16 protein-coding genes and 3 pseudogenes are annotated in these 19,752 nt (G+C 73.8%); 10 read left to right on the forward strand and 9 right to left on the reverse strand.

All coding sequences use genetic code 11. From position 1 onward, the window contains the following. Positions 1-4 precede the first annotated feature (4 nt). The 4 genes from ACFXAZ_RS32450 to ACFXAZ_RS32465 are packed head-to-tail and all read left to right on the forward strand — an operon-like array spanning position 5 to position 5,014. The gene (locus ACFXAZ_RS32450; protein WP_384598423.1) at positions 5-1,567 is read left to right on the forward strand and encodes an ABC transporter substrate-binding protein; all 1,563 of its coding nucleotides are present in this window, start codon (positions 5-7) and stop codon (positions 1,565-1,567) included. After that, positions 1,564-2,523, forward strand: a complete 960-nt coding sequence (locus ACFXAZ_RS32455) for an ABC transporter permease (protein ID WP_384598425.1) — start codon at positions 1,564-1,566, stop codon at positions 2,521-2,523. The genes ACFXAZ_RS32450 and ACFXAZ_RS32455 overlap by 4 nt, the downstream gene beginning before the upstream one ends. 2 nt (positions 2,524-2,525) lie before the next feature. Then, positions 2,526-3,392, forward strand: a complete 867-nt coding sequence (locus ACFXAZ_RS32460; protein ID WP_384598451.1) for an ABC transporter permease — start codon at positions 2,526-2,528, stop codon at positions 3,390-3,392. Continuing rightward, the gene (locus ACFXAZ_RS32465; protein WP_384598427.1) at positions 3,389-5,014 is read left to right on the forward strand and encodes an ABC transporter ATP-binding protein; all 1,626 of its coding nucleotides are present in this window, start codon (positions 3,389-3,391) and stop codon (positions 5,012-5,014) included. Before ACFXAZ_RS32460 ends, ACFXAZ_RS32465 begins: the two co-directional genes overlap by 4 nt. On the opposite strand, the gene ACFXAZ_RS32470 is transcribed toward ACFXAZ_RS32465, so the two are convergent. The 4 genes from ACFXAZ_RS32470 to ACFXAZ_RS32485 all read right to left on the reverse strand — a co-directional run bounded on the left by ACFXAZ_RS32470 (position 4,972) and on the right by ACFXAZ_RS32485 (position 10,540). Next, positions 4,972-5,925 (reverse strand): methionyl-tRNA formyltransferase, encoded by a 954-nt coding sequence (locus ACFXAZ_RS32470; protein WP_384598429.1) that lies wholly within the window; start codon positions 5,923-5,925, stop codon positions 4,972-4,974. The two genes, ACFXAZ_RS32465 and ACFXAZ_RS32470, sit on opposite strands and share 43 nt — an antisense overlap. A gap of 161 nt (positions 5,926-6,086) precedes the next feature. Next, on the reverse strand, positions 6,087-7,580 hold the full coding sequence (locus tag ACFXAZ_RS32475) for an amidohydrolase (protein ID WP_384598431.1): 1,494 nt from the start codon (positions 7,578-7,580) through the stop codon (positions 6,087-6,089). Positions 7,581-7,611: 31 nt separating this feature from the next. Further along, positions 7,612-9,483: a glycoside hydrolase family 15 protein gene (locus tag ACFXAZ_RS32480; protein WP_384598433.1), complete on the reverse strand. Its 1,872-nt coding sequence runs from the start codon at positions 9,481-9,483 to the stop codon at positions 7,612-7,614. A 280-nt stretch (positions 9,484-9,763) separates the two neighbouring features. Then, positions 9,764-10,540: a DeoR/GlpR family DNA-binding transcription regulator gene (locus ACFXAZ_RS32485; RefSeq protein WP_384598435.1), complete on the reverse strand. Its 777-nt coding sequence runs from the start codon at positions 10,538-10,540 to the stop codon at positions 9,764-9,766. Positions 10,541-10,696: 156 nt separating this feature from the next. Here ACFXAZ_RS32485 and ACFXAZ_RS32490 point away from each other — a divergent pair. Then, positions 10,697-10,870 (forward strand): annotated as a pseudogene (locus ACFXAZ_RS32490) (sugar isomerase); the annotation flags it as partial. Positions 10,871-10,960: 90 nt separating this feature from the next. Here ACFXAZ_RS32490 and ACFXAZ_RS32495 read toward each other — a convergent pair. Further along, on the reverse strand, positions 10,961-12,094 hold the full coding sequence (locus tag ACFXAZ_RS32495) for a methyltransferase (protein ID WP_384598453.1): 1,134 nt from the start codon (positions 12,092-12,094) through the stop codon (positions 10,961-10,963). 134 nt (positions 12,095-12,228) lie between these two features. Here ACFXAZ_RS32495 and ACFXAZ_RS32500 point away from each other — a divergent pair, with 134 nt between their 5' ends. Together ACFXAZ_RS32500 and ACFXAZ_RS32505 are read left to right on the forward strand one after the other, a co-directional pair. Then, entirely contained in the window at positions 12,229-12,903 is a 675-nt protein-coding gene (locus ACFXAZ_RS32500; RefSeq protein ID WP_384598437.1) for an alpha-ketoglutarate-dependent dioxygenase AlkB family protein, read from the forward strand. Between the two features lie 27 nt (positions 12,904-12,930). Then, positions 12,931-14,175: an ROK family protein gene (locus tag ACFXAZ_RS32505; protein WP_384598439.1), complete on the forward strand. Its 1,245-nt coding sequence runs from the start codon at positions 12,931-12,933 to the stop codon at positions 14,173-14,175. 10 nt (positions 14,176-14,185) lie between these two features. Here ACFXAZ_RS32505 and ACFXAZ_RS32510 read toward each other — a convergent pair whose 3' ends face one another. The 4 genes from ACFXAZ_RS32510 to ACFXAZ_RS32525 all read right to left on the reverse strand — a co-directional run bounded on the left by ACFXAZ_RS32510 (position 14,186) and on the right by ACFXAZ_RS32525 (position 18,226). After that, entirely contained in the window at positions 14,186-14,968 is a 783-nt protein-coding gene (locus ACFXAZ_RS32510; RefSeq protein WP_384598441.1) for an SDR family NAD(P)-dependent oxidoreductase, read from the reverse strand. Between the two features lie 107 nt (positions 14,969-15,075). Next, a complete protein-coding gene (locus ACFXAZ_RS32515; RefSeq protein WP_384598443.1) occupies positions 15,076-16,446 on the reverse strand; it encodes an MFS transporter in 1,371 nt (456 codons plus the stop codon). Positions 16,447-16,533: 87 nt separating this feature from the next. Further along, positions 16,534-17,118 (reverse strand): TetR/AcrR family transcriptional regulator, encoded by a 585-nt coding sequence (locus ACFXAZ_RS32520; protein ID WP_384598445.1) that lies wholly within the window; start codon positions 17,116-17,118, stop codon positions 16,534-16,536. Between the two features lie 10 nt (positions 17,119-17,128). Beyond that, positions 17,129-18,226: a protein kinase family protein gene (locus tag ACFXAZ_RS32525; protein WP_384598447.1), complete on the reverse strand. Its 1,098-nt coding sequence runs from the start codon at positions 18,224-18,226 to the stop codon at positions 17,129-17,131. Positions 18,227-18,428: 202 nt separating this feature from the next. Here ACFXAZ_RS32525 and ACFXAZ_RS32530 point away from each other — a divergent pair, with 202 nt between their 5' ends. From ACFXAZ_RS32530 to ACFXAZ_RS32540, 3 genes and pseudogenes are all read left to right on the forward strand, one after another. Next, complete coding sequence (locus tag ACFXAZ_RS32530) at positions 18,429-18,728, forward strand: SHOCT domain-containing protein (RefSeq protein WP_384598449.1); 300 nt, start codon at positions 18,429-18,431, stop codon at positions 18,726-18,728. Next, a pseudogene (locus ACFXAZ_RS32535) lies at positions 18,728-19,126 on the forward strand (ABC transporter ATP-binding protein); the annotation flags it as partial. The gene ACFXAZ_RS32530 and the pseudogene ACFXAZ_RS32535, both read left to right, overlap by 1 nt. Next, positions 19,117-19,503, forward strand: a pseudogene (locus tag ACFXAZ_RS32540) (ABC transporter permease); the annotation flags it as partial. The pseudogenes ACFXAZ_RS32535 and ACFXAZ_RS32540, both read left to right, overlap by 10 nt. Positions 19,504-19,752 lie beyond the last annotated feature (249 nt).

Genomic DNA, 19,752 nt, shown 5'->3' on the forward strand with positions numbered 1-19,752 from the left:
CCGCATGCACATCGACCGTTTCCCCGGCCCGCGCCGCCGTGGCTTCCTCGCCGCCACCGGGGCCGCCGCGCTCGCCCTCACCGGCTGCGGCACCGGGGGGAGTACCGCCGACGACAAGGGCGACGGCACGCCCCGCAAGGGCGGGCGGCTGCGGGCCGCCTTCGCCGGGGGCGGCGCGAGCGAGACCCTCGACCCGCACCTCGCCAACCTGTTCCTCGACGTCGCCCGCGCCAAGGCTCTCTACGACAAGCTCGCCGACCACGGACCCGACCTCTCCGCCCGCCCCCGCCTCGCCGAGTCCTGGGAGTCGAGCCAGGGCCTCGACCGCTGGCAGGTCACCCTGCGCGAGGCCACCTTCCACGACGGGCGTCCGGTCACCGCCGCCGACGTCCTGCACAGCTACCGCCGGATCGCCGACCCGAAGCAGGCGTTCCGCGCCAAGGCGTCCCTGGAACCCATCGACCTCGACGCGAGCCGCGCGACCGGTGCGCGGACCATCGACTTCGTGCTGAAGCGGCCGACCGCCGAATTCCCCAATGTGCTGGCCGCGTTCGGCGCGTACATCGTCCCCGAGGGGGCGGGCGACTTCGACCGGGCGCCGATCGGCTCCGGGCCCTTTAGGTTCGGGTCCTTCGCCCCGGGCCGCTCCGCCGTGCTGCGCCGCCACGACGACCACTGGGAGGGCGCCCCCTACCTGGACGAGCTGGAGTTCCTCGTCGCGAACGAGGAGTCCGCGCGCGTCAACGCCCTGCTCGGCGGCCAGATCGAGTACGCCCATGAACTCAACCCCACCACCGCCCGCGCCCACGAGGGCAAGGGACAGATCGAGATCGTGCGGCTGCGCAACAGCGCCATGCAGGCGTTCGCCATGAAGACCGACCGGCCGCCCTTCGACGACCCCCGGGTGCGCCAGGCGTTCTTCCTCATCGCCGACCGCGAGGAACTCCTCCAGGGCGCCCTCTCCGGCGCGGGCGAGATCGGCAACGACCTGTTCGGCAAGGGCTACGCGTACTACGCCGACAGCCTGCCGCAGCGCACCCAGGATCTCGACCGGGCCCGCGCCCTGCTCAAGCAGGCCGGTGCCGAGGATCTGAAGGTCACCCTCGACACCTCCTCGGTCGCCGCCGGATTCACCGAGGCCGCCGGGATCTTCCGCGACCAGGCCCAGCGTGCGGGCGTCACCGTGGAGGTGCGCACGGGCAGCAAGGATTCCTACTGGAGCGACATCCTCGACTCCGGCACCCTCGCCTGCTACCGCTCCGGCGCCATGCCCATCGAGGCCCATATCTCCCAGCGGCTGCTCACCGACTCCTCCACCAACGCCACCAAGTGGGCGCACCCGGACTTCGACGCCCTGTACCGGCAGGCCCAGTCGACCCGCGACGAGCGGGACCGGGCGGCGGTCTACGAGCGGATGCAGCGCCGCCTGTACACCGAGGGCGGGTTCCTGGTGTGGGGCTTCGCCGACTGGATCCTCGGCACCGCCCGCACGGTTCGCGGGGTCGTCCCCGAGGCACCCGCCAACACCCTCGACTGGGCCCGCTTCGACAAGGTCTGGCTCGCGTGAGGCACAGCCCCTGGCGTTCGTTCGTCGCCCGGCGGCTGCTGCTCGGCGTGGCGCAGACGGCGGCCGTGGTGCTGCTGGTGTTCGCGCTCACCGAGGCGCTGCCGGGCGACGCGGCGGTGGCGCTGGCCGGGGACCAGCCCGACCCGGCCCGGATCGCCGCCATCCGCGAGGCCATGCACCTGGACCGCCCGGCCCATGAACGCCTCGCGCAGTGGGCGGCGGGCCTCACCCACGGCGACTTCGGCACCTCCCTGGTCTCCGGCCGCCCGGTCGCCCAGTACCTGACCGACGGCTTCGGCCCCACCCTGCTCCTCGCCGGGCTCACCCTCGCCCTGCTGATCCCGCTCGGTTTCGGCCTGGGCGTCCTCGCCGCCCGCCACGAGGGACGGCTCACGGACCGGCTGATCAGCTCCGGCGCCCTCGCCGTGTACGCGGTACCGGAATTCGCCCTCGGCGTGCTGCTGGTGACCGTCCTCGCCCTGCGCCTGGGCCGGCTGCCGCCGACCGCCGTCGGGTACGGCACCGACCTGCTCGCCCATCCGGCGGTGCTGGTCCTGCCGGTGCTGGTGCTGCTGTCCCGGCCGGTGTGCTCGATCGTGCGCCTGGTCCGGGCCGGGATGATCGAGGCACTCGCCGCCCCTTACGCCGTGCACGCCCGGCGGTACGGCATCGGCGCCGCCCGCGTCCGGTACGCGCACGCGCTGCCCAACGCCCTCGCCCCGGCCGTGCAGCAACTCGCCCGCACGGTGGACTGGCTGCTGTGCGGGGTGATCGTCGTGGAGGCGCTCTTCGTGATCCCCGGGCTCGGCACGCTCCTGCTCGGCGCGGTCGCCGAACGGGACGTGCCGGTGGTGCAGGGGCTCGCGGTGGTGTTCGGGGTGCTGACGGTCGTCCTCAACCTGGGCGCGGACCTGGTGGCCCACCGGCTCACCCCACGGGCGGGGGTGGCGGCGTGACGATGACCTCGGCGGGCCGGGAGACGCCCGCCCGGGCGACGACTTCCCGGCGAGCGCCCTCCAGGCGACGCTTCCTCCTCGGCGCCGGACTCCTCGCCGTCCCCCTCCTCCTCGCCCTGCTCGGACCGTTCCTCGCCGGGGAGCCCGGCCCCCGTGCCGCGTCCTTCACGCTCGGCGGCGGGCACTGGCTCGGCACCGACTTCGTGGGGCGCGATGTGTGGCGCCAGGTGCTGCACGGCGGCCGTCCGGTGGTGCTGACCGCGCTCGCGGCGACCGCCCTCGCCTACGCCGTGGCGCTCCCGGTCGGTCTGACCGCCGCGCTCACCCACCGGCGGCTCGTGGAGGAACTCCTGATGCGGCCCCTGGACGTGCTGCTCGCCGTGCCCTCCCTGCTGCTGATCCTGCTGGTGGCGTCGGTGGTCACGCCCGGCGCGGCAGGGCTCGCGCTGCTCGTCGCGCTGGTCAATGTGCCGGACGCGGCACGGATCGTACGGGCCGCCGCCGCGTCGGCCGCCGCCCGGCCCGCCGTCGAGGCGCTGCGGATGCAGGGCGAGACCTGGTGGCGCATCGCCGTCGGCCATGTCGGACGGTCCCTGCTGCGCACCCTGGCCGCCGACGCCGGGACCCGGCTGACAGGCGTCCTCTACCTGGTCGCCACGGCCGCGTTCCTGGGCGTCGGGGTGGCGCCGGACGCGGCCGACTGGGCCGTCATGGTCGACCGCAACCGCACCGGGCTGTTCGTCCAGCCCTGGGCCGTGGTCGTGCCGGCCCTGCTGATCGTCGCGCTGACCATGGGCACCAACCTGCTCTTCGACGCGGCACTGGAGAACCCCGGCGGACGCCGGGCACGGAAGGGACGGCACCTGTGAGTGACGGCGACGGCGACGACATCGGCGCCGGGCCGCCCCCGCCGCTCGCCGAGATCCGCGGCCTGCGGGTCGAGATCGACGGGCGGGCGGTGGTCGACGGGGTGGACCTGCGCATCCTGCCCGGCCGGGTGACCGCCCTGGTCGGCGCCTCCGGCAGCGGCAAGACCACCATCGGCCTGGCCCTGCTCGGCGCCCACCCGCCCGGCGCGCGGGTGACCGGCGAGGTGCGCACGGCGGCGGACGGCCGGGTCGGCCACATCCCCCAGCACCCGGCGTCGGTCCTCAATCCCGTCCGCCGGATCTCCGTCCTGCTGGACGACATCGCCCGTACCCGGGTACGGGAGCTGCCCCGGGCGCGGCGGCGGGCGGCGGCCCGCGAGCACGTCCTCAAAGCCCTGGAGGACGCCCAGCTCACCGACGTACGAGGGCTGCTGGACCGCTACCCGCATCAGCTCTCCGGCGGTCAGCAGCAGCGGGTGGTGCTGGCCCAGGCCCTGCTCTTCGGCGCCCGGATCGTCGTCGCCGACGAACCCACCACCGGTCAGGACCCGTTCACCAAGAGCCGGATCGTGGACGAGCTGGCGGCCGTAGCGGCGCGCGGCATCGGGGTGCTCCTGCTCAGCCATGACCTGGACGTCGTGCGCGCGCTCGCCGACGAGACGCTGGTGCTGCACGAGGGCCGGGTCGTGGAGTCGGGCCCGACGGCCCGCCTGTGGACGGCACCCCGTCACCCTTGGACCCGCCGACTGCTCGACGCCCACGTGCGGGTGGAACGGGGGAGCGCCCCCGCACCCTCGGCCCCCACCCCCGTACGCCCGCACCCGGCCCCCACCCCCACCCACCCCCTCCTGGAGGTCCGCGACCTCACCGCCCGGCACCAGCACACGGCCGTCCTGCGCGTGCCCCGCCTCACCCTGCGCGGCGGCGAGTGCCTGGCCGTCGCGGGGCGTTCGGGCAGTGGCAAGACCACGCTGGGCCGGTGTCTGGCCGGGCTGCACCGGGACCATGACGGTCAGCTGCTCCTCGGCGGCGAGGCGCTGCCGCGCGGTGTGCGGCGGCGCGGGCGGGAACAACTGGCCGCCGTGCAGTACGTGTTCCAGGACCCGGCAGCCGCCTTCGACCCGTTCCGGCCGGTCCTGGACCAGGTCGCCCGGACCGCCGTACGCCTGCGCGGCACCGACCGGCACACGGCCGGGGAGGAGGCCCTGGCGACGCTGGAGCGGCTGGGCATCCCGCCCGCCACGGCCCGGCGCCACCCGGAGGGGCTCTCCGGCGGGGAACTCCAGCGCGCCGCCCTCGCCCGCGCCCTGCTCGCCCACCCCCGCGTGCTGATCTGCGACGAGATCACCTCGGGGCTGGACACGGTGACCCGGCGCGGCCTCCTCGACGTCCTGACCGGGCTGCTCCGGGACCGGGACGGTCTCTCCCTCGTCCTGATCACCCACGATCCGGACACGGCCCGGCTCGCCGACCGGATCGCCGTGCTGGACGGGGGCGAGATCGTCGCGCGGGGCCCGGCCCGGCGAATCCTCGCCGGGCCGCTGAATCCCTTCACCACGGCGCCGGGCGCCGCGCGGGCTCAGGGGCGGGAGGTGAGATACCCGCCCATCGTGCGGAAGTAGTCGGTGGCCGCGTACTCCGTACCGTCGTCCGTCCGTACCCGCCGCACCAGCAGGCCCGGGTGGCGCCCGGAGTACGCCTCCGCGCCCGCGACGATCACCACGCCGTCGCCCTCGCGGATGAAGATCCGGCCCGGGGTGCCGCCGTAACGGCCCTCGGAGACCGCCGCCGACACGATCCGCAGCCGCTCGCCGCGGTGGAAGGCGTACGCGTGGGGATACGGGTCGGACTGCGCGCGCACCAGCCGCTCCAGGCGCTCGGCCGGCCAGCTCCAGTCGATCCGGCTGTCCTCGGCCGACCGCTTGTGGAAGAAGCTCGCCTTGGCGCGGTCCTGCGGCAGCCAGCGCCCCACGTCCCGCCCGGCGCCGATCAGATCGAGCGACTCGCGCACGATCGGGGCGATGAGATCGACGGTCCGGTGGAACAGATCGGTCGCCGTGTCCGCCGGACCGACCGGCACGGACCGCTGCACCAGGATGTCCCCGGCGTCCAGCTCGCCGTTCATCCGGTGCGCGGTCACCCCGACCCGTTCCTCCCCGTTGATCAGCGCCCAGATCAGCGGGGAGAACCCGGCGTACGACGGCAGCAGCGAGTCATGGACGTTGAGCGTGCCGTGCGGTGGCAGGTCGAAGACCTCCGGGGGCAGCCAGGTCCGCCAGTTGTTGGCGACGATGATGTCCGCGCGGGCCGACCGCAGCGCGTCGAGCAGCTCCGGGTCGTCGGGACGGTTTCGCAGCAGGACGGGTATGCCGTTCTTCTCGGCGAGTTCGGCGACCGAGTCGTCCCAGATCTTCTCGTAGGCGTGCTCGCTCTTGGGGTGGGTGACCACGAGAACGGGCTCGTGGTCGGAGTCGAGCAGGGCCTGGAGCGTGCGATGGCCCCAGGTCTGGTACCCGAACATGGCGACACGCATGACGTGTTCTCCCCTCCGGCGCGACAGCTCCGGTACGACATTGCAAGGTAAGGCTTACCTTAACTAACAATGGTCGTCCGGAGGGAGGCCATCACCGGCCCGCGCGTGAGGGATCACATCGGCCCGCACACGAGGGATCACACCGGCCCTTGTGCGAGGCGTCACACCGGCCCGTACGTGAACCGCCCGCCCGTCATCGTGGCGTGCACCGGCATCTGACGCAGCGTCGCCGCGTCCGCCTTCAGCGGATCCACGTCCACCACCACCAGGTCCGCCGGGTCGCCCACCCGCGGCGCGCCGCGGCCCCGGGCCGACGCCGTCAGCGCGTCCCGCACCGGGACCCGCTGCTCGGGATGCCAGGCCGGGCGCCCGTCGTCCGTGCGGTGGACCGCCGCCGCGATGCCCACCCACGGGTCCAGCGGCGACACCGGCGCGTCCGAGCCGAACTCCAGCCGGGCACCCGCCGCGAGCAGCGCGCCGTACGGGAACGCCCGTCCCGTCCGCCCGGCCCAGTGCCGGTCCGCCACGTCCCGGTCGTCGAGCGCGTGGGCGGGCTGCACACCCGCGGTCACCCCCAGCGCCGCGAACCGCGGCAGATCCGCCGCCGACAGCAACTGCGCGTGCTCGATCCGGCCCCCGCACCCCGTCTCCGCGAAGGCGTCCAGGGCCAGGGCGTTGGCGCGGTCGCCGATCGCGTGCACGGCGGGCGTGAGACCGTGCTCCGCCGCCCGCCGCATCAGCCGCACGAGTTCGTCGTACGACGTCTCCTCGATGCCGTACGCCTCCGCCGTGCCCGTAAGGCCCGGGTACGGCTCGTGGCACAGCGCCGTACGGGTGTTGAGCGAACCGTCCGTGAACAGCTTCAGCGGCCCGACCCGCACCAGGCCCCCGGTGCCGGGCAGCACGTCGCCCGTGCGGTGCCCGGCGGCGAGCGCCGCGTCCAGGTACGCCGGATAGACCGCCGCGTCCACCCGCACCGCCACGGCCCCGGCCGCCGCCCGGCGTGTCCAGTCGGTGACGTTGTCCGCGAAGTGGAAGTCGATGACCCCGCTCACCCCGCGCGCGGCGGCGGCCTCGCAGGCCTGTGCGATCCAGTCGTCCAGCACCTCACCCGGCACCTCCGGCAGCGCCGACACCGCCCGGAAGGCGTCCCCCTCCCGCAGCAGCCCCGTCGGATGCCCGGCCCACCCGACCAGCGCCAGGCCCGCCGAGTTCAGCCAGGCGGCATGCAGATCCCCGCTGACCAGCGCGACCGGCCGCGTGGGGCACACGGCGTCCAGCAGCGCCTTGTCCGGCACATCGGGCCACAGCCCGTCCCGGAACCCGTACCCGATGAGAACCTCGGCGCCGGAAGACCCCGCCGCCCGCCCCTGTACGGCGTCGGCGACCGCCCGCGCGGAGGTCAGCCCCGCCAGGTCGAGCCGGTGCCGCACACTCGCCCACTGCCCCAGATGCACATGCGCGTCCCACAGCCCCGGCAGCACGGTCCGCCCGTCCAGATCGAGTACGGGGCCGTCCGCGCCGGATGTCGGGGCGTCGGTCACGGAGATCGCGGCGATCCTGCCGCCCTCGATGCGCAGGGCGGTGAGCGGACCGCCCGCGCCCAGCCGGGCACGGGTGAGGGTGAGGCCGGGCAGGCCGTCGGGGCGCGTCAACGGGTCTCCTTGAGGGAAGGCGGGGGTGGGGTCAGCCGAGCGCGCGGTCCAGGTTGAAGGCCGCGCTGATCAGGGCGAAATGGGTGAACGCCTGCGGGAAATTGCCCTGCTGCTCACCCGTGTGGCTGATCTCCTCGGCGTACAGGCCGAGATGGTTGGCGTACGTCAGCATCTTCTCGAACGCGAGCCGGGCCTCGTCGAGCCGCCCGGCGTGCACCAGCGCCTCGACGTACCAGAAGGAGCAGATGGAGAACGTGCCCTCGTCGCCGCGCAGTCCGTCCGGGCTGGCCACCGGGTCGTAGCGGTAGACGAGGGAGTCGGAGACCAGGTCGTGGGTGAGGGCGTCCAGGGTGGACAGCCATTTGGGGTCGGTGGGGGCGATGAACTTGGTCAGCGGCATCATCAGCACCGACGCGTCCAGCACATCGCTGTCCTCGTACTGCACGAACGCCTGGCGCCGCTCCGACCAGCCATGGCTCATGATCCGCCGGTAGATGACGTCACGGACCTGCTGCCAGCGGGCGTGATCGGCGGGCAGCCCGCGCCGGTTGGCCATCCGGATGGCCCGCTCGATCGCCACCCAGCACATCAGCCGGGAGTAGAGGAAGTTCTTCCGGCCGCCGCGGGTCTCCCAGATGCCCTCGTCCGGCTGGTCCCAGTGCTCGCACACCCAGTCCACCAGCGCGCACACGTCGTCCCACTGGTCACTGGAGATCGGCGTGGCCCATTTGTCGTAGAGGTAGATCGAGTCGATGAGGGCGCCGTAGATGTCCAGCTGGAGCTGATCGGCGGCGGCGTTGCCGATCCGGACCGGCGCCGAGCCCTGATGGCCCTCCAGGTGACCGAGTTCGCGCTCCGCCAGATCCGTGCGGCCGTCGATGCCGTACATCACCTGGAGCGGGCCCGAGAGTCTGCCGTCGCCCGGCGTGATGTGCCGGGTGACGAACTCCATGAACGCCCCGGCCTCCTCCGTGAACCCCAGCCGCAGCAGCGCGTACACACAGAACGCGGCGTCGCGCACCCATACGTACCGGTAGTCCCAGTTGCGCTCGCCGCCGAGCTGCTCGGGCAGGCTGGTGGTCGGCGCGGCCACGATGGCGCCGGTCGGCGCGTAGGTGAGCAGCTTCAGGGTGAGGGCCGAGCGGTGCACCATCTCGCGCCAGCGGCCCTTGTACTTGGAGGCGGACAGCCAGCGCCGCCAGTACGTCACCGTCGTCTCGAACTGCGCCTGGGCCTCGCCGGCGGCGCAGGCGCGCGGTGGTACCCCGCCGCTGACCTGGTCCAGGGCGAACACCGCCGACTCGCCCTCGGTGAGCTTGAACTCCGCGCGCGCGTCGGGCCCGGCGACCTCCAGCGGGACCGTCGAGGTCAGCGCCAGCGACAGGTCCTCGGACGCGAAGACGGCCCTGCCGGACTCCAGGCGCAGGGTGTGCGGCCGGGCGCCGTAGTCGAAGCGCGGTGCGACCCGGGCCCGGAACCCCACCGTGCCCCGTACGCAGACCACGCGCCGGATCAGCCGGTGCCGCTCCGCCTCCACGGGGTGCCGGGCCGAGTCCCCGCCGACCGGCATGAAGTCCTGCACCTCGCCGACGCCGTCCTCGGTGAAGAAACGGGTGATCAGGACGTTGGTGTCCGGGAAGTAGAACTGCTTGGTCCGGGCCTCGCCGATCGCCGCCAGCTCGAAGGCGCCGCCGCGCTCGGCGTCCAGGATCGCGGCGAACACGCTCGGCGAGTCGAAGGAGGGGCAGCAGTACCAGTCGATCGTGCCGTCCGAGCCCACCAGGGCGACGCTGCGCAGATCGCCGATCAGCCCGTGCTCGGAGATCGGCACGTACCGGGTCCCGCCCCCGCCCGCGTCCCCGATCCCGGTTCCGTTCCCGCCCCCGGTCGCCGCATCGGCCATCCCAGCCTCCCTCGACGGGCTACCCCGAATAGCTGTTCCAGCGTACGGCTTGCCGGGGGAAGGGGCGGGTCGGACGGGCGGCGGCCACGTCGGGGGTCTCAGCCTGTGGGTAGGGCGGTCTCAGCCAGTGGGCGAGTGGTCCCGCTCCACCGGCAGCGGATTTCGGTCTACCGGCAATGGGTTTCGGTCTACCGGCAATGGGTTTCGGTCCACCGACAATGGGTTTCGGTTCACCGGCCTTACTCCCGCCGGACCGGCGGGACCCACCCCCGCCGCTCCCTCACACCGCCAGCACGGCCACGCCCGCGTCCTCGAACCGCCGTACGGTCTCGTCCTCCACCGCCGCGTCCGTGACCAGGGTGTTCACCGACTCCACACCGCAGATCCGGGCGAAGGCGCGGCGGCCCAGCTTGCTGGAGTCGGCCGCGACGACCCGCTCGGCGCGTTCGCACAGGAGGCGGTTGACCGCCGCCTCGGCCTCGTCGTGGGCGGCGGCGCCACGGATGACGTCGAAGGCGACGACACCGAGGACGGCCATGTCCAGGGTCACCTGGGAGAGCACGCCGTCGGTCAGGGGGCCGATCAGCTCGTAGGACTGGGCACGGGCCACCCCGCCGGTCACCACGATCTTGAACTGCGGGCGGACGGCCAGCTCGTTGGCGATGTTCAGGGCGTTGGTGACGATGGTCAGCGCGGGGGAGCCGGTGGCGAGATCGCTGCGGACGGCGAGCGCGCGGGCCACCTCCGTGGTGGTTGTGCCGCCCGTCAGCCCGACCGCCTCGCCGGGCGCGACGAGATCCCCGACCGCCTTCGCGATCCGCTGCTTCTCGGAGGCATGGCGCGCCGTCTTGTAGCGCAGCGGCAGTTCGTACGACACCCCGTGCACCACCGCGCCCCCGCGCGTGCGGACCAGCATCTGCTGCTCGGCCAACTGGTCGAAGTCACGGCGGATGGTGGCGGCCGACACCGCCAGCGCGGACGCGGCCTCCTCGACGTCCAGCCGGCCCCGCTCGACGAGCAACTCCAGCAGCGCTTTCCAGCGGGCGTCGCGTGACATCCGCACCTCCAGCCGAACCGTTCCCCGATCGTCGGGTGACCCTAGCGCAGCGGCCTGTGATCAACCCGGCTGAATGCTTGATGATGCTTGAAATGTCACGCTATCTTGCAGGAACATGCATCGTAGCCCTACGTGTCGTTGTGCGGAGGGGGTACGGGGCTCGCCGCACAGGTACGGGCGACCGGCGGGCTGTGGATCGCCGGGGACCGCCTGGACCCGCTCGCCGAACTGGTCCGCGCGCAGCGGCTCGCGGTGGCAATCGCGGCGGCCCGCGCACCGGACCCGGACAACCCCCGCCACCTCACCCGCTCGGTGATCCTCACGCCATGACCGGCCGCACCCACCGTCTTTCCCCGCCACCCGGAAGGGACCCCCGCCGGGCCCCTGGCCACCACCGGTGACCTCGTCGCCCGCCGTCCCTCACCGCTTGACCGCCCGCAGCACCACGAACTTCGGGTCGCCGGCGATCACCTCGCTGTTGCCGAACACCCGCCGAAGCCGCACGTGGTAGCCGAGATGCCGGTTCCCCACCACATACAGCTCGCCGCCCGGCCGCAGCACCCGTCGCGCCCCGGTGAACATGCGCCAGGCCGTCGCGTCGGTCGTCGCCTGGTGGGTGTGGAACGGCGGGTTGTTCAGCACCAGGTCCGCGCTGTCCGAGGCCACCCCGGCCACCCCGTCCCCGACCCGGAACTCGGCGTGCCCGGGCACCCCGTTCGCCTTGTACGTCGCCGCCGCCGACGCCACCGCCTGGTACGACTCGTCCACGAACAGCACCTCGGCGTCCGGGTTCGCCAGCGCCACCGACGTACCCACCACCCCGTTGCCGCAGCCCAGGTCCACCACCCGCCGCACACCCCGGGTGGCCGGGAGATGGGCGAGGAAGAACCGGGTGCCGATGTCGAGCCGCTCGGCACAGAAGACGCCCGCGTGGTTGACGACGGTGCGCCCGGAGGCCGGTCCGACACCGTCGGGCAGGGCGTACCGGTACGGCCACGGATTGACCGGCCGCCGCCGCCCCGGCTCCGGCACGCACAGGATGAGCCGGGCCTTCTGCTCGGCGAGCGAGGTGCGGGTCGGCCCGATCACCGTCTCGAACAGCTTCAGCGTCGAGGTGTGGATCTCCTTGACCATGCCGGTCCCGATCACGACGGTGTCCCGGTGCAGCGCGGGCGCCAGCCGCAGCAACTGGTCCTCCAGCAGCGCCAGGCTCTTCGGCACCCGCACCAGCAGCACATCGATCCGCTCCGGCGGCCGGTCCCGCGTGGTCAGCAGCCGTACCGTGCCCGGCGGCACCCCGGCGCGCGCGAGATTGGCCCGGGTCGCCTCCTGCGCCAGGAAGGAGTCCGTGATCTGGGTCGGGCCGTGCTCCGCGAGCGCGGTGGTCAGCGCGCCCCAGCGATCGCCGACCACCACCACGTCACCGGTCAGCGGGACCTCCCGGTCCGCCAGCTGCCGCAGCAGATAGGCGTCGGCGGCGTCCCAGGCACGCAGCCGGTCACGCGGGTCCTCGGGGAAGCGGGACAGCGCGAACGTGCCCCACGGCGTCGTCATACGGTCGTTCATCACCGCCAAAGATAGCGGAACCGCAGCTCAGGGCGGGTGGGGGACCGGGGAGGATGGGGGACTGCGGAAGACTGGGAAGGTCTGCTGAAGGTTGCGGAGGACCGGGGAGGATCTGCAAGGACATGGACGGTCATGACACCGGGCTGTTTCCCCGCGAGCGCGCCGAGGTCGCGCCCGGCGCGGTGCACGTCCCCGACTGGCTCACCCCCGAGCGGCAGTCCGCCCTGCTCGCCGCCGCCCGCGACTGGGCCCGGCCGCCCGCCGGACTGCGTACGGTCCGTACCCCCGGCGGCGGCACCATGACCGCCCGCCAGGTCTGCCTCGGTCTGCACTGGTACCCGTACGGCTACGCCCGCACGGCCGTCGACGGCGACGGGGCGCCCGTGAAACCCTTCCCCGCCTGGCTCGACCGGCTCGGCCGGGCCGCCGTGACCGACGCGCTCGGCCCGTGGGCGGTCGCCGCCGAGCCCTACGACATCGCGCTGATCAATTTCTACGACGGCGACGCCCGCATGGGCATGCACCGCGACAGCGACGAACGGTCCACCGCGCCCGTCGTCTCGCTCAGCCTCGGTGACACCTGTGTCTTCCGGTTCGGCAACCCCGTGACCCGGACCCGCCCGTACACGGACGTGGAACTGCGCAGCGGTGATCTGTTCGTGTTCGGCGGGGCCTCGCGGCTCGCCTTCCACGGGGTGCCGCGCGTCCATCCGGGCACCGCGCCGCCCGCTCTGGGGCTCGCCGGGCGGCTGAACATCACAATGCGGGTCGGCGGCCTGCCCTTGACGGCCCTCTGACCGGCGGATCATGGGAGACTCGCCCTCATGAGCGGCAAGGCGGGCCCCCGGCGGCCGGGGGACGGGACCACCTCCAAGACGCGGCTGGACCGGGGGCGCGGCGCACTCGGCCCCGCACTGGAACTGGTGCACACCGGACGGGCACCCACCCGCGCGGTGCTCACCGCGGAACTCGGCGTCACCCGTGCCACGGCGGGCGCGGTCGCCGCCGAACTGGAAGCGCTGGGCCTGATCCATGTCGACGCCCGCCCCACCGCGCCCGGCGGCTCCCAGGGCCGCCCCTCGCACCGCCTCGAACTCGCCGAGAACGGACCCGTGGCCCTCGCCGCCCAGGTCCACGCCGACGGCTTCCGCGCCGCGCTGGTCGCCCTCGGCGGCCGGATCGTCGCCACCGCTCCCGGCTGCGAGGCCGTCGACGCCGACCCGGCGAAGGTGCTCGGCTCGGTCGTCGAGGCGGGCGCGGAACTGCTGCGCGCGACCGGCCGCCGCTGTGTCGGCGCCGGACTCGCCGTCCCCTCCGCCGTCGCCGAACCCGAGGGCCTCGCCCTCAACCCGCTGCACCTGGACTGGCCCCCCGGCTCACCGGTCCGCGAGATCTTCGCCGAGCAGGTGCGGGCCGCCGGGATCACCGGCCCCGCCTTCGCGGCCAACGACGTCAACCTCGCCGCGCTCGCCGAGCACCGGCACGGCGCCGGGCGCGGCTCCCGCGATCTGCTGTGCGTGGCCACCGGGCACCGCGGGGTCGGCGGCGCGCTGGTCCTCGACGGGCGGCTGCACACCGGCAGTTCGGGCCTGGCCCTCGAAGTCGGCCATCTCACCGTCAACCCCGAGGGCCGCCCCTGCCACTGCGGCAGCCGCGGCTGCCTGGACGTCGAGGCCGACCCGCTGGCCCTGCTCACCACCGCGGGCCGCGCGCCGGGACCGGTGGTGTCCCTGCTCCAGCAGGCCAACGACCTGATCCGGTACGAGTACGCCGACCCGGGCGTCCGCGCGGCCGTCGGGACCCTCGTCGACCGCCTCGGCCTCGGGCTCGCCGGGCTGGTCAACATCCTCAACCCGGACCGGATCATCCTCGGCGGCCTGCACCGCACCCTCCTGGACGCCGACCCCGAGCGGCTCCGCGCGGTCGTCGCCGACCGCAGTCTGTGGGGCCGCAGCGGGGTCGTGCCGATCGTGCCCTGCACGCTGGACTTCAACAGCCTGGTGGGCGCCGCCGAACTGGCCTGGCAGCCGGTACTGGACGACCCGCTGTCCGCGCTGTCGGCGGCCTGAGAGGGGCCCGCTACAGGGACGCCCCGCCGTCGATCACCAGGTCCGTGCCCACCAGCGACGCGGCGGCGTCCGACGCCAGATACAGCACCGCCTGCGCCACCTCCGGCGTCGTCGAGACCCGGCCCAGCGGTGACGCGTCCTTCATCCGCGCCGCCCGCCCGGCCTCCGTCTCCCCGGGGAACAGCGACATCGTGGTGTCGGACGCGCCGGGGCTCACGGCGTTGATCCGCACCCCCTCCGCGATGTGCTCCAGCGCGGCCCCCCGGGTCAGCGAGGTGACGGCGGCCTTGGTCGCCGAGTACCCGGTCGTGCCCGGCAACTGCTTGTGCTGTCCCAGGTTCGCGGAGACATTGACGATCGCCCCGCCGCCCGGCTGGGTCCGCATCCGCCGGATCTCCGCCGCCATGGCGAGCAGCACGCCGGTCACATTGATGTCGAGCACCCGCCGCCAGTCCACCTCGGACAGCTCGGTGATCGGCCCGCCCTGGAAGACGCCCGCGTTGTTCACGGCGACATCGAGTGACCCGAACCGCTCGACCACCGCGGTGACCAGCGCCTCCACATCGACGCCCCGGGACACATCGGCGACCTGCGCGACCGCGTTCCCACCGGCCTCCCGCACCAGCGCGACGGTCTCGTCCAGCGCGGCCCGGCCCCGCCCGGCCACCACGACGTTCGCCCCCTCGGCGGCGAACGCGAGCGCCACGGCCCGGCCGATCCCGGAACCGCCCCCGGTGACGAGCACGGACCGGTCGGTGAAACGGTGGAAGGACGGGGAGGACAGAGAGGTCATGGAGGAACTGCCTTTCGTGAGTGGAGAGATGCGCCGGGAAGGCGAGAGAAGAGATCAGGTGGGGTGAGTCAGGCGCCCTGGTGACCCGGCGCCGAAAGGTGCCGCTCCTACGGCGGAGGCCGGGCCAGTCCCGCCGCGCCCCCCGCCGCCACCGCGAACACCCCCGCCGCCACGGCGAGGCTCACCGCGTCGCTCCCGGCGGCCAGCAGCACCGCGAAGACGACGGTCGGCCCGATCTCCATCGCGGTGTTGTGCACGCCCCCGGCCAGCCCGGTCCGTTCGGCGGGCACCCGGTCGGTGGCGAGCACGGCGGCCCCGGCGAAGGCGGCGGCGGCCCCGGCCGGCAACAGCAGCAGACCGGGCAGGACGCCATAGCCGTACGTGGCCCCCGGATCGAGCCCGGTCAGCGCGAGCAGTCCGAGCCCGGCCGCGCCCAGCGCCAGCCCGCCCGCGGTGACCGGGCCCGGCCCGTACCGCCCCACGAGCCGCCCCGCCGCGCGCCCGGAGACGAGCAGGGCGACGGCGAAGGGCACGAACGCGGCCGAGGTGCGCAGCGCCGACCAGCCCCGTTCCTCCTGGAGGAAGAGCGAGAACAGGATGAACACCGTGCTGGTCCCGGCGGCGGTGAGCGCGGTCGCCAGCAGCCCGGCCGCGCGCCGCCGGTCCCGCAGGAACCCCGGCGGCAGCAGGGGGTCACGCGCCCGGCGTTCGACCGCGGCGAACAGGACGAGCAGGGCGGCACCGGCCAGCAGCGGGCCCAGCACCCGGGCCGAGCCCCAGGACCACGCGTCGGTGACGACCAGGCCGTAGCTGGCGGCGATCAGCCCGCCCGTGGCCAGCACGGCACCGGGCACATCGAGCCGCCCGCCTCGTCCGGTTCCGTCGGCCCTGGGCAGCATCCGGGGCGCCAGCACCAGCGCGACCACCGCGACGACGGCCGGGACGCCGAGCGCCCAACGCCAGGACAGCAGCGCGGAGATGACCCCGGAGAGCAGATTGCCGGCCGTGGCGCCGAGCACCGACAGCCCGCCCCAGGTGGCCATCGCCCGGCGGTAGGCGGCCGGTTCGGGGTGCAGGGTGCGCAGTACGGCCATGGCGGCGGGGGCGATCACGGCCGCTCCGGCGCCCTGCGCGAACCGTGCCGCGAGCAGCGCCTCGTATCCCGGGGCGAGCGGGGCGGCGATCGACGCGGCGGCGAACAGCCACAGTCCGCCGATCAGGGCCCGCCGTCCGCCGTGGCGGTCCGCGAGCCGGCCGCCGAAGAGCAGCAGTCCGGCGAAGGTCAGCCCGTAGGCGGCGCTGAGCAGGATCAGTTCGTCCCGGCCCAGGCCGAAGCGGCGCCCGATCTCCGGCAGCGGGACGGCGATCGAGGCCAGCGTGAAGATCAGGGTGACCTGGAGGGAGCCGAGGAGCGGGAAGACACGGGTGACGCCGAACCGCGGCCGGTCCGCTGCGGGGGCGCCGCTGAGCGTGCTCATGAATCCCTTTCCGGAACGAACGTTCTAATATTTGGCCGGGCGAGGCCGCCTCGTATCCACAGGGGGGAGGGGGGGCGGACCGCGAGATCAGTCCAGCAGGGTCAGTGCCTGGTCGGCCGCGTCCCGTACCCGGCCCGGGTCGGACGACGCCTTGCCCACCACCCGCAGCCCCTGTATCAGCACCAGCAGCATCCGGGCGAGCGCGCGCGGGTCGCGGTCCTCGGGCAGTTCGCCCTGCGCCTGGGCGCGGACCAGCGCCGAGTGCAACAGGGTCTCCGTGTGCTCCCAGCTCAGCTCCACCCGGCGGGCGGCCCCGGTGTCGTGCGGCGCCAGCTCGGTCGCCGTGTTGGTGACCAGGCAGCCGATCGGCCGGCGGGCCTCGTCCGCGGCCTCCTCGGCGAACCTCCGCACCACCGCCCGTACGGCGGGCAGCGCCGGGCCCGGCTGGGACAGGGTCCGGGTGAGCCGCGGGTTCTGGGTCTCTCCGTAGCGGTCCAGGGCCTTCAGGAAGAGGTCGCGCTTGTTGCCGTACGTCGCGTAGATGCTGGCGCGTCCGATGCCGAGGTGCTCGACCAGATCCGCCATGGAGGTGGCCTCGTAGCCCTGCCGCCAGAACAGTTCGAGGGCGGACAGGAGGACGGCGTCAGGGTCGAATTCCTTGGTCCTGGCCATGAGGACGACCCTAGGCGATAAAAGAACGACCGGTCAAATTAATGGGTCCCTCGGCTGCCCTGACGGCCCTCTCCAGCTCCTCCGCCGGGTACGGGGTGTCCGGGCTGATGTCATGGACCCGGCCGTAGAAATCGGTCAGCACGGCGGCCAGCGGTGCGTGCCGGGTGAGGAGCGCCCTGATGCCCGGCGGACCGGCCGGGGGCTCGGCGCCGCCCGCCATCGCGTGGATCAGCGCCTCACGCTCCGCGCGCTGATGGCCGTACACCGCCGTGATCAGCCAGTTCACCAGCCAGCTGAGCATGTAGCAGTGGTCGTAGGAGCGGTGGTGTGCGAAGAAGGCGGACTCGGCCGGGGACAGGGCGAAGCGCTCGGAGACGGCGAGGCCGAAGTCCGCGAAGTACAGCCGCCGTCCATCGGTCAGGATGTTGCGGAAGTGGGCGTCGAAGTGCAGCAGGCCCTGGGCGCCCATGAACGCCGCCCCGGCCGTCAGTTCCCGCTCCACCAGCGCGACGGCCCGGTCGGCGCGCTCCGCACCGGCCGCCACCTCCTCGGTGAGCCACTCGTGGAGGGTTCGCGGGAGGTACTCCAGGAACAACGCGAGGCTCGCCGGGGGGTGCCGGAGCGCCTCGATCCGGTGACGGATCTCCGCGCCACCGCCGAAGTAGGCCACGGCCCGCTCCACATCGGCGAGTTCCTCCGGCAGCCGCTGTGGCGCCGCGTCCGGCAGCACCCGCCAGTGGTACATCAGCGGGAAGCCCGCGTGCCGTCCCGCCAGGACCCAGTCCGTGGTCATCGTGTGCGCGGCCAGCTCACGCCAGGTGCCGAACCCCGGGCTCAGGACGCCGTACTGGCAGAAGGCGGGCAGCCCGAAGACATTGGCCGTGGAGCGCCGATGCTCCGGGCGCAACTCCCGTTCCGTGAGCGGCACCCGCTTCACGAAGACCGGCGTCCCCGCCACCTCCAGCCGCGCCGCCGTCCCGCCGATCCCGGCCCCGAGCGGCACGGCCGACTCCAGCAGCTCACCCAGCTCGCGATCCCCGCGCAGGGCGAGGGCCGTGGAGACGGCTCCGTACACGGACCGCCGCGCCTCGGATGCGTCGGATGTCATGTCGCCCCCACCACCGGATCACTCGACGTCAGTGGCCGCCCAGCCTATGCCGGGGTCCGGGGGAAGCAGCCGGTGTTCCCGCCCGTACTCCCCGGGAGGTACCCGCACAGCCGCCGGCCGTACGACGACCCGGCACCCCGCGGGGAGCGAGGCTCAGGGCATCGGCAGAACCGACCCGCTACCACCTGGGAGATGACCTGAGATGCAGACCCTCGCGGACTGGGGCGGCGGTGGCGGTGGACCCGGCCCCTGGATCCTGTTGTTCCCGCTGATCTGGGCGGCCGTCGTGGCGGGTGTCGTGACCGTGCTGCGGCGCACCGCCCGGCGCGGGCGGCGCGGACCGTGGCACGCCGGGCGGGACGTGCGCCCGAGCGGTGACTCGCCGATCGCCGTGCTCGGCCGCCGGTTCGCCGCCGGTGAGATCGACGAGGACGAGTACTGGCGGCGGCTGTCCGTCCTGGACGAGCAGTTCGGCCCCGCGACGGGCAAGGGCGGCCTGTGATGACGACGACGACCGGTACCCGCACGGCCGCGCGGGTCGTGGACGCCGTGAAGGTCTACGGCCGCGGCGACACCGAGGTACGGGCCCTGGACGGGGTGAGCGTCGGCTTTCCGGCCGGGCGGTTCACCACGATCATGGGGCCCTCCGGCTCGGGCAAGTCCACGCTGATGCACTGCGCGGCCGGACTCGACACACTCGGCTCCGGCGCCGCCTTCATCGGCGGCACCGAGCTGGGCACCCTGGACGACCGACGGCTCACCCAGTTGCGCCGGGACCGGATCGGCTTCGTGTTCCAGGCGTTCAACCTGGTGCCCGCGCTGACCGTCGCCGAGAACATCACCCTGCCGCTGGACCTCGCGGGCCGGCGCGGCGACCCGGAGTGGACCGACACGCTGCTCTCGCCCTCGCCGTGCTGATCGCCCTGCTGGGCATCGCCAACACCCTCACCCTGGCCATCCGCGAACGCACCCGCGAACTGGGCCTGCTCCGCGCGGTCGGCCAGACCCGGGCCCAGACCCGGGCCATGGTCCGCTGGGAGTCCGTCCTGGTCGCCGCGTTCGGTACGGCCGGTGGCCTCGTCCTCGGCGCCTTCCTCGGCTGGGTCCTGGTCCGCGTGTCCGACGGCGCGAGCGACAGCGGGTTCACCTTCGCGGTGCCGCCGCCGAGCCTGTTGGTGGTCGCCCTGGTCGGCCTGACAGCGGGCGCCCTCGCGGGCCTGCGTCCTGGGGCGCGGGCGGCACGGCTGGATGTGCTGCGGGCGATCGGCGCGGAGTAGCCCTCGCGGGCGCGAGCCGGGAGGAGGCGAGGGGAGGTGGGGAGGATCTGGAGGGGGCCGGAACACCCCCGAGCGGAGGGGCGCAACATCGGACTTGGGGAAACGCGCCGGAGCCGGAGCCGGAGCCGGAATCGGACTTGGGAGAACGCGCCGGAGCCGGGGCCGGGGCCGGACTCGGACTCGGGGGCGGGCTCGGCGGACGGAGAGGCCGGCAGGCGTCTGCCGGAAACCTCATGGGACCTGTGCCGC

This window comes from Streptomyces sp. NPDC059477 (genome assembly GCF_042749375.1).
Taxonomy (GTDB): Bacteria; Actinomycetota; Actinomycetes; order Streptomycetales; family Streptomycetaceae; genus Streptomyces.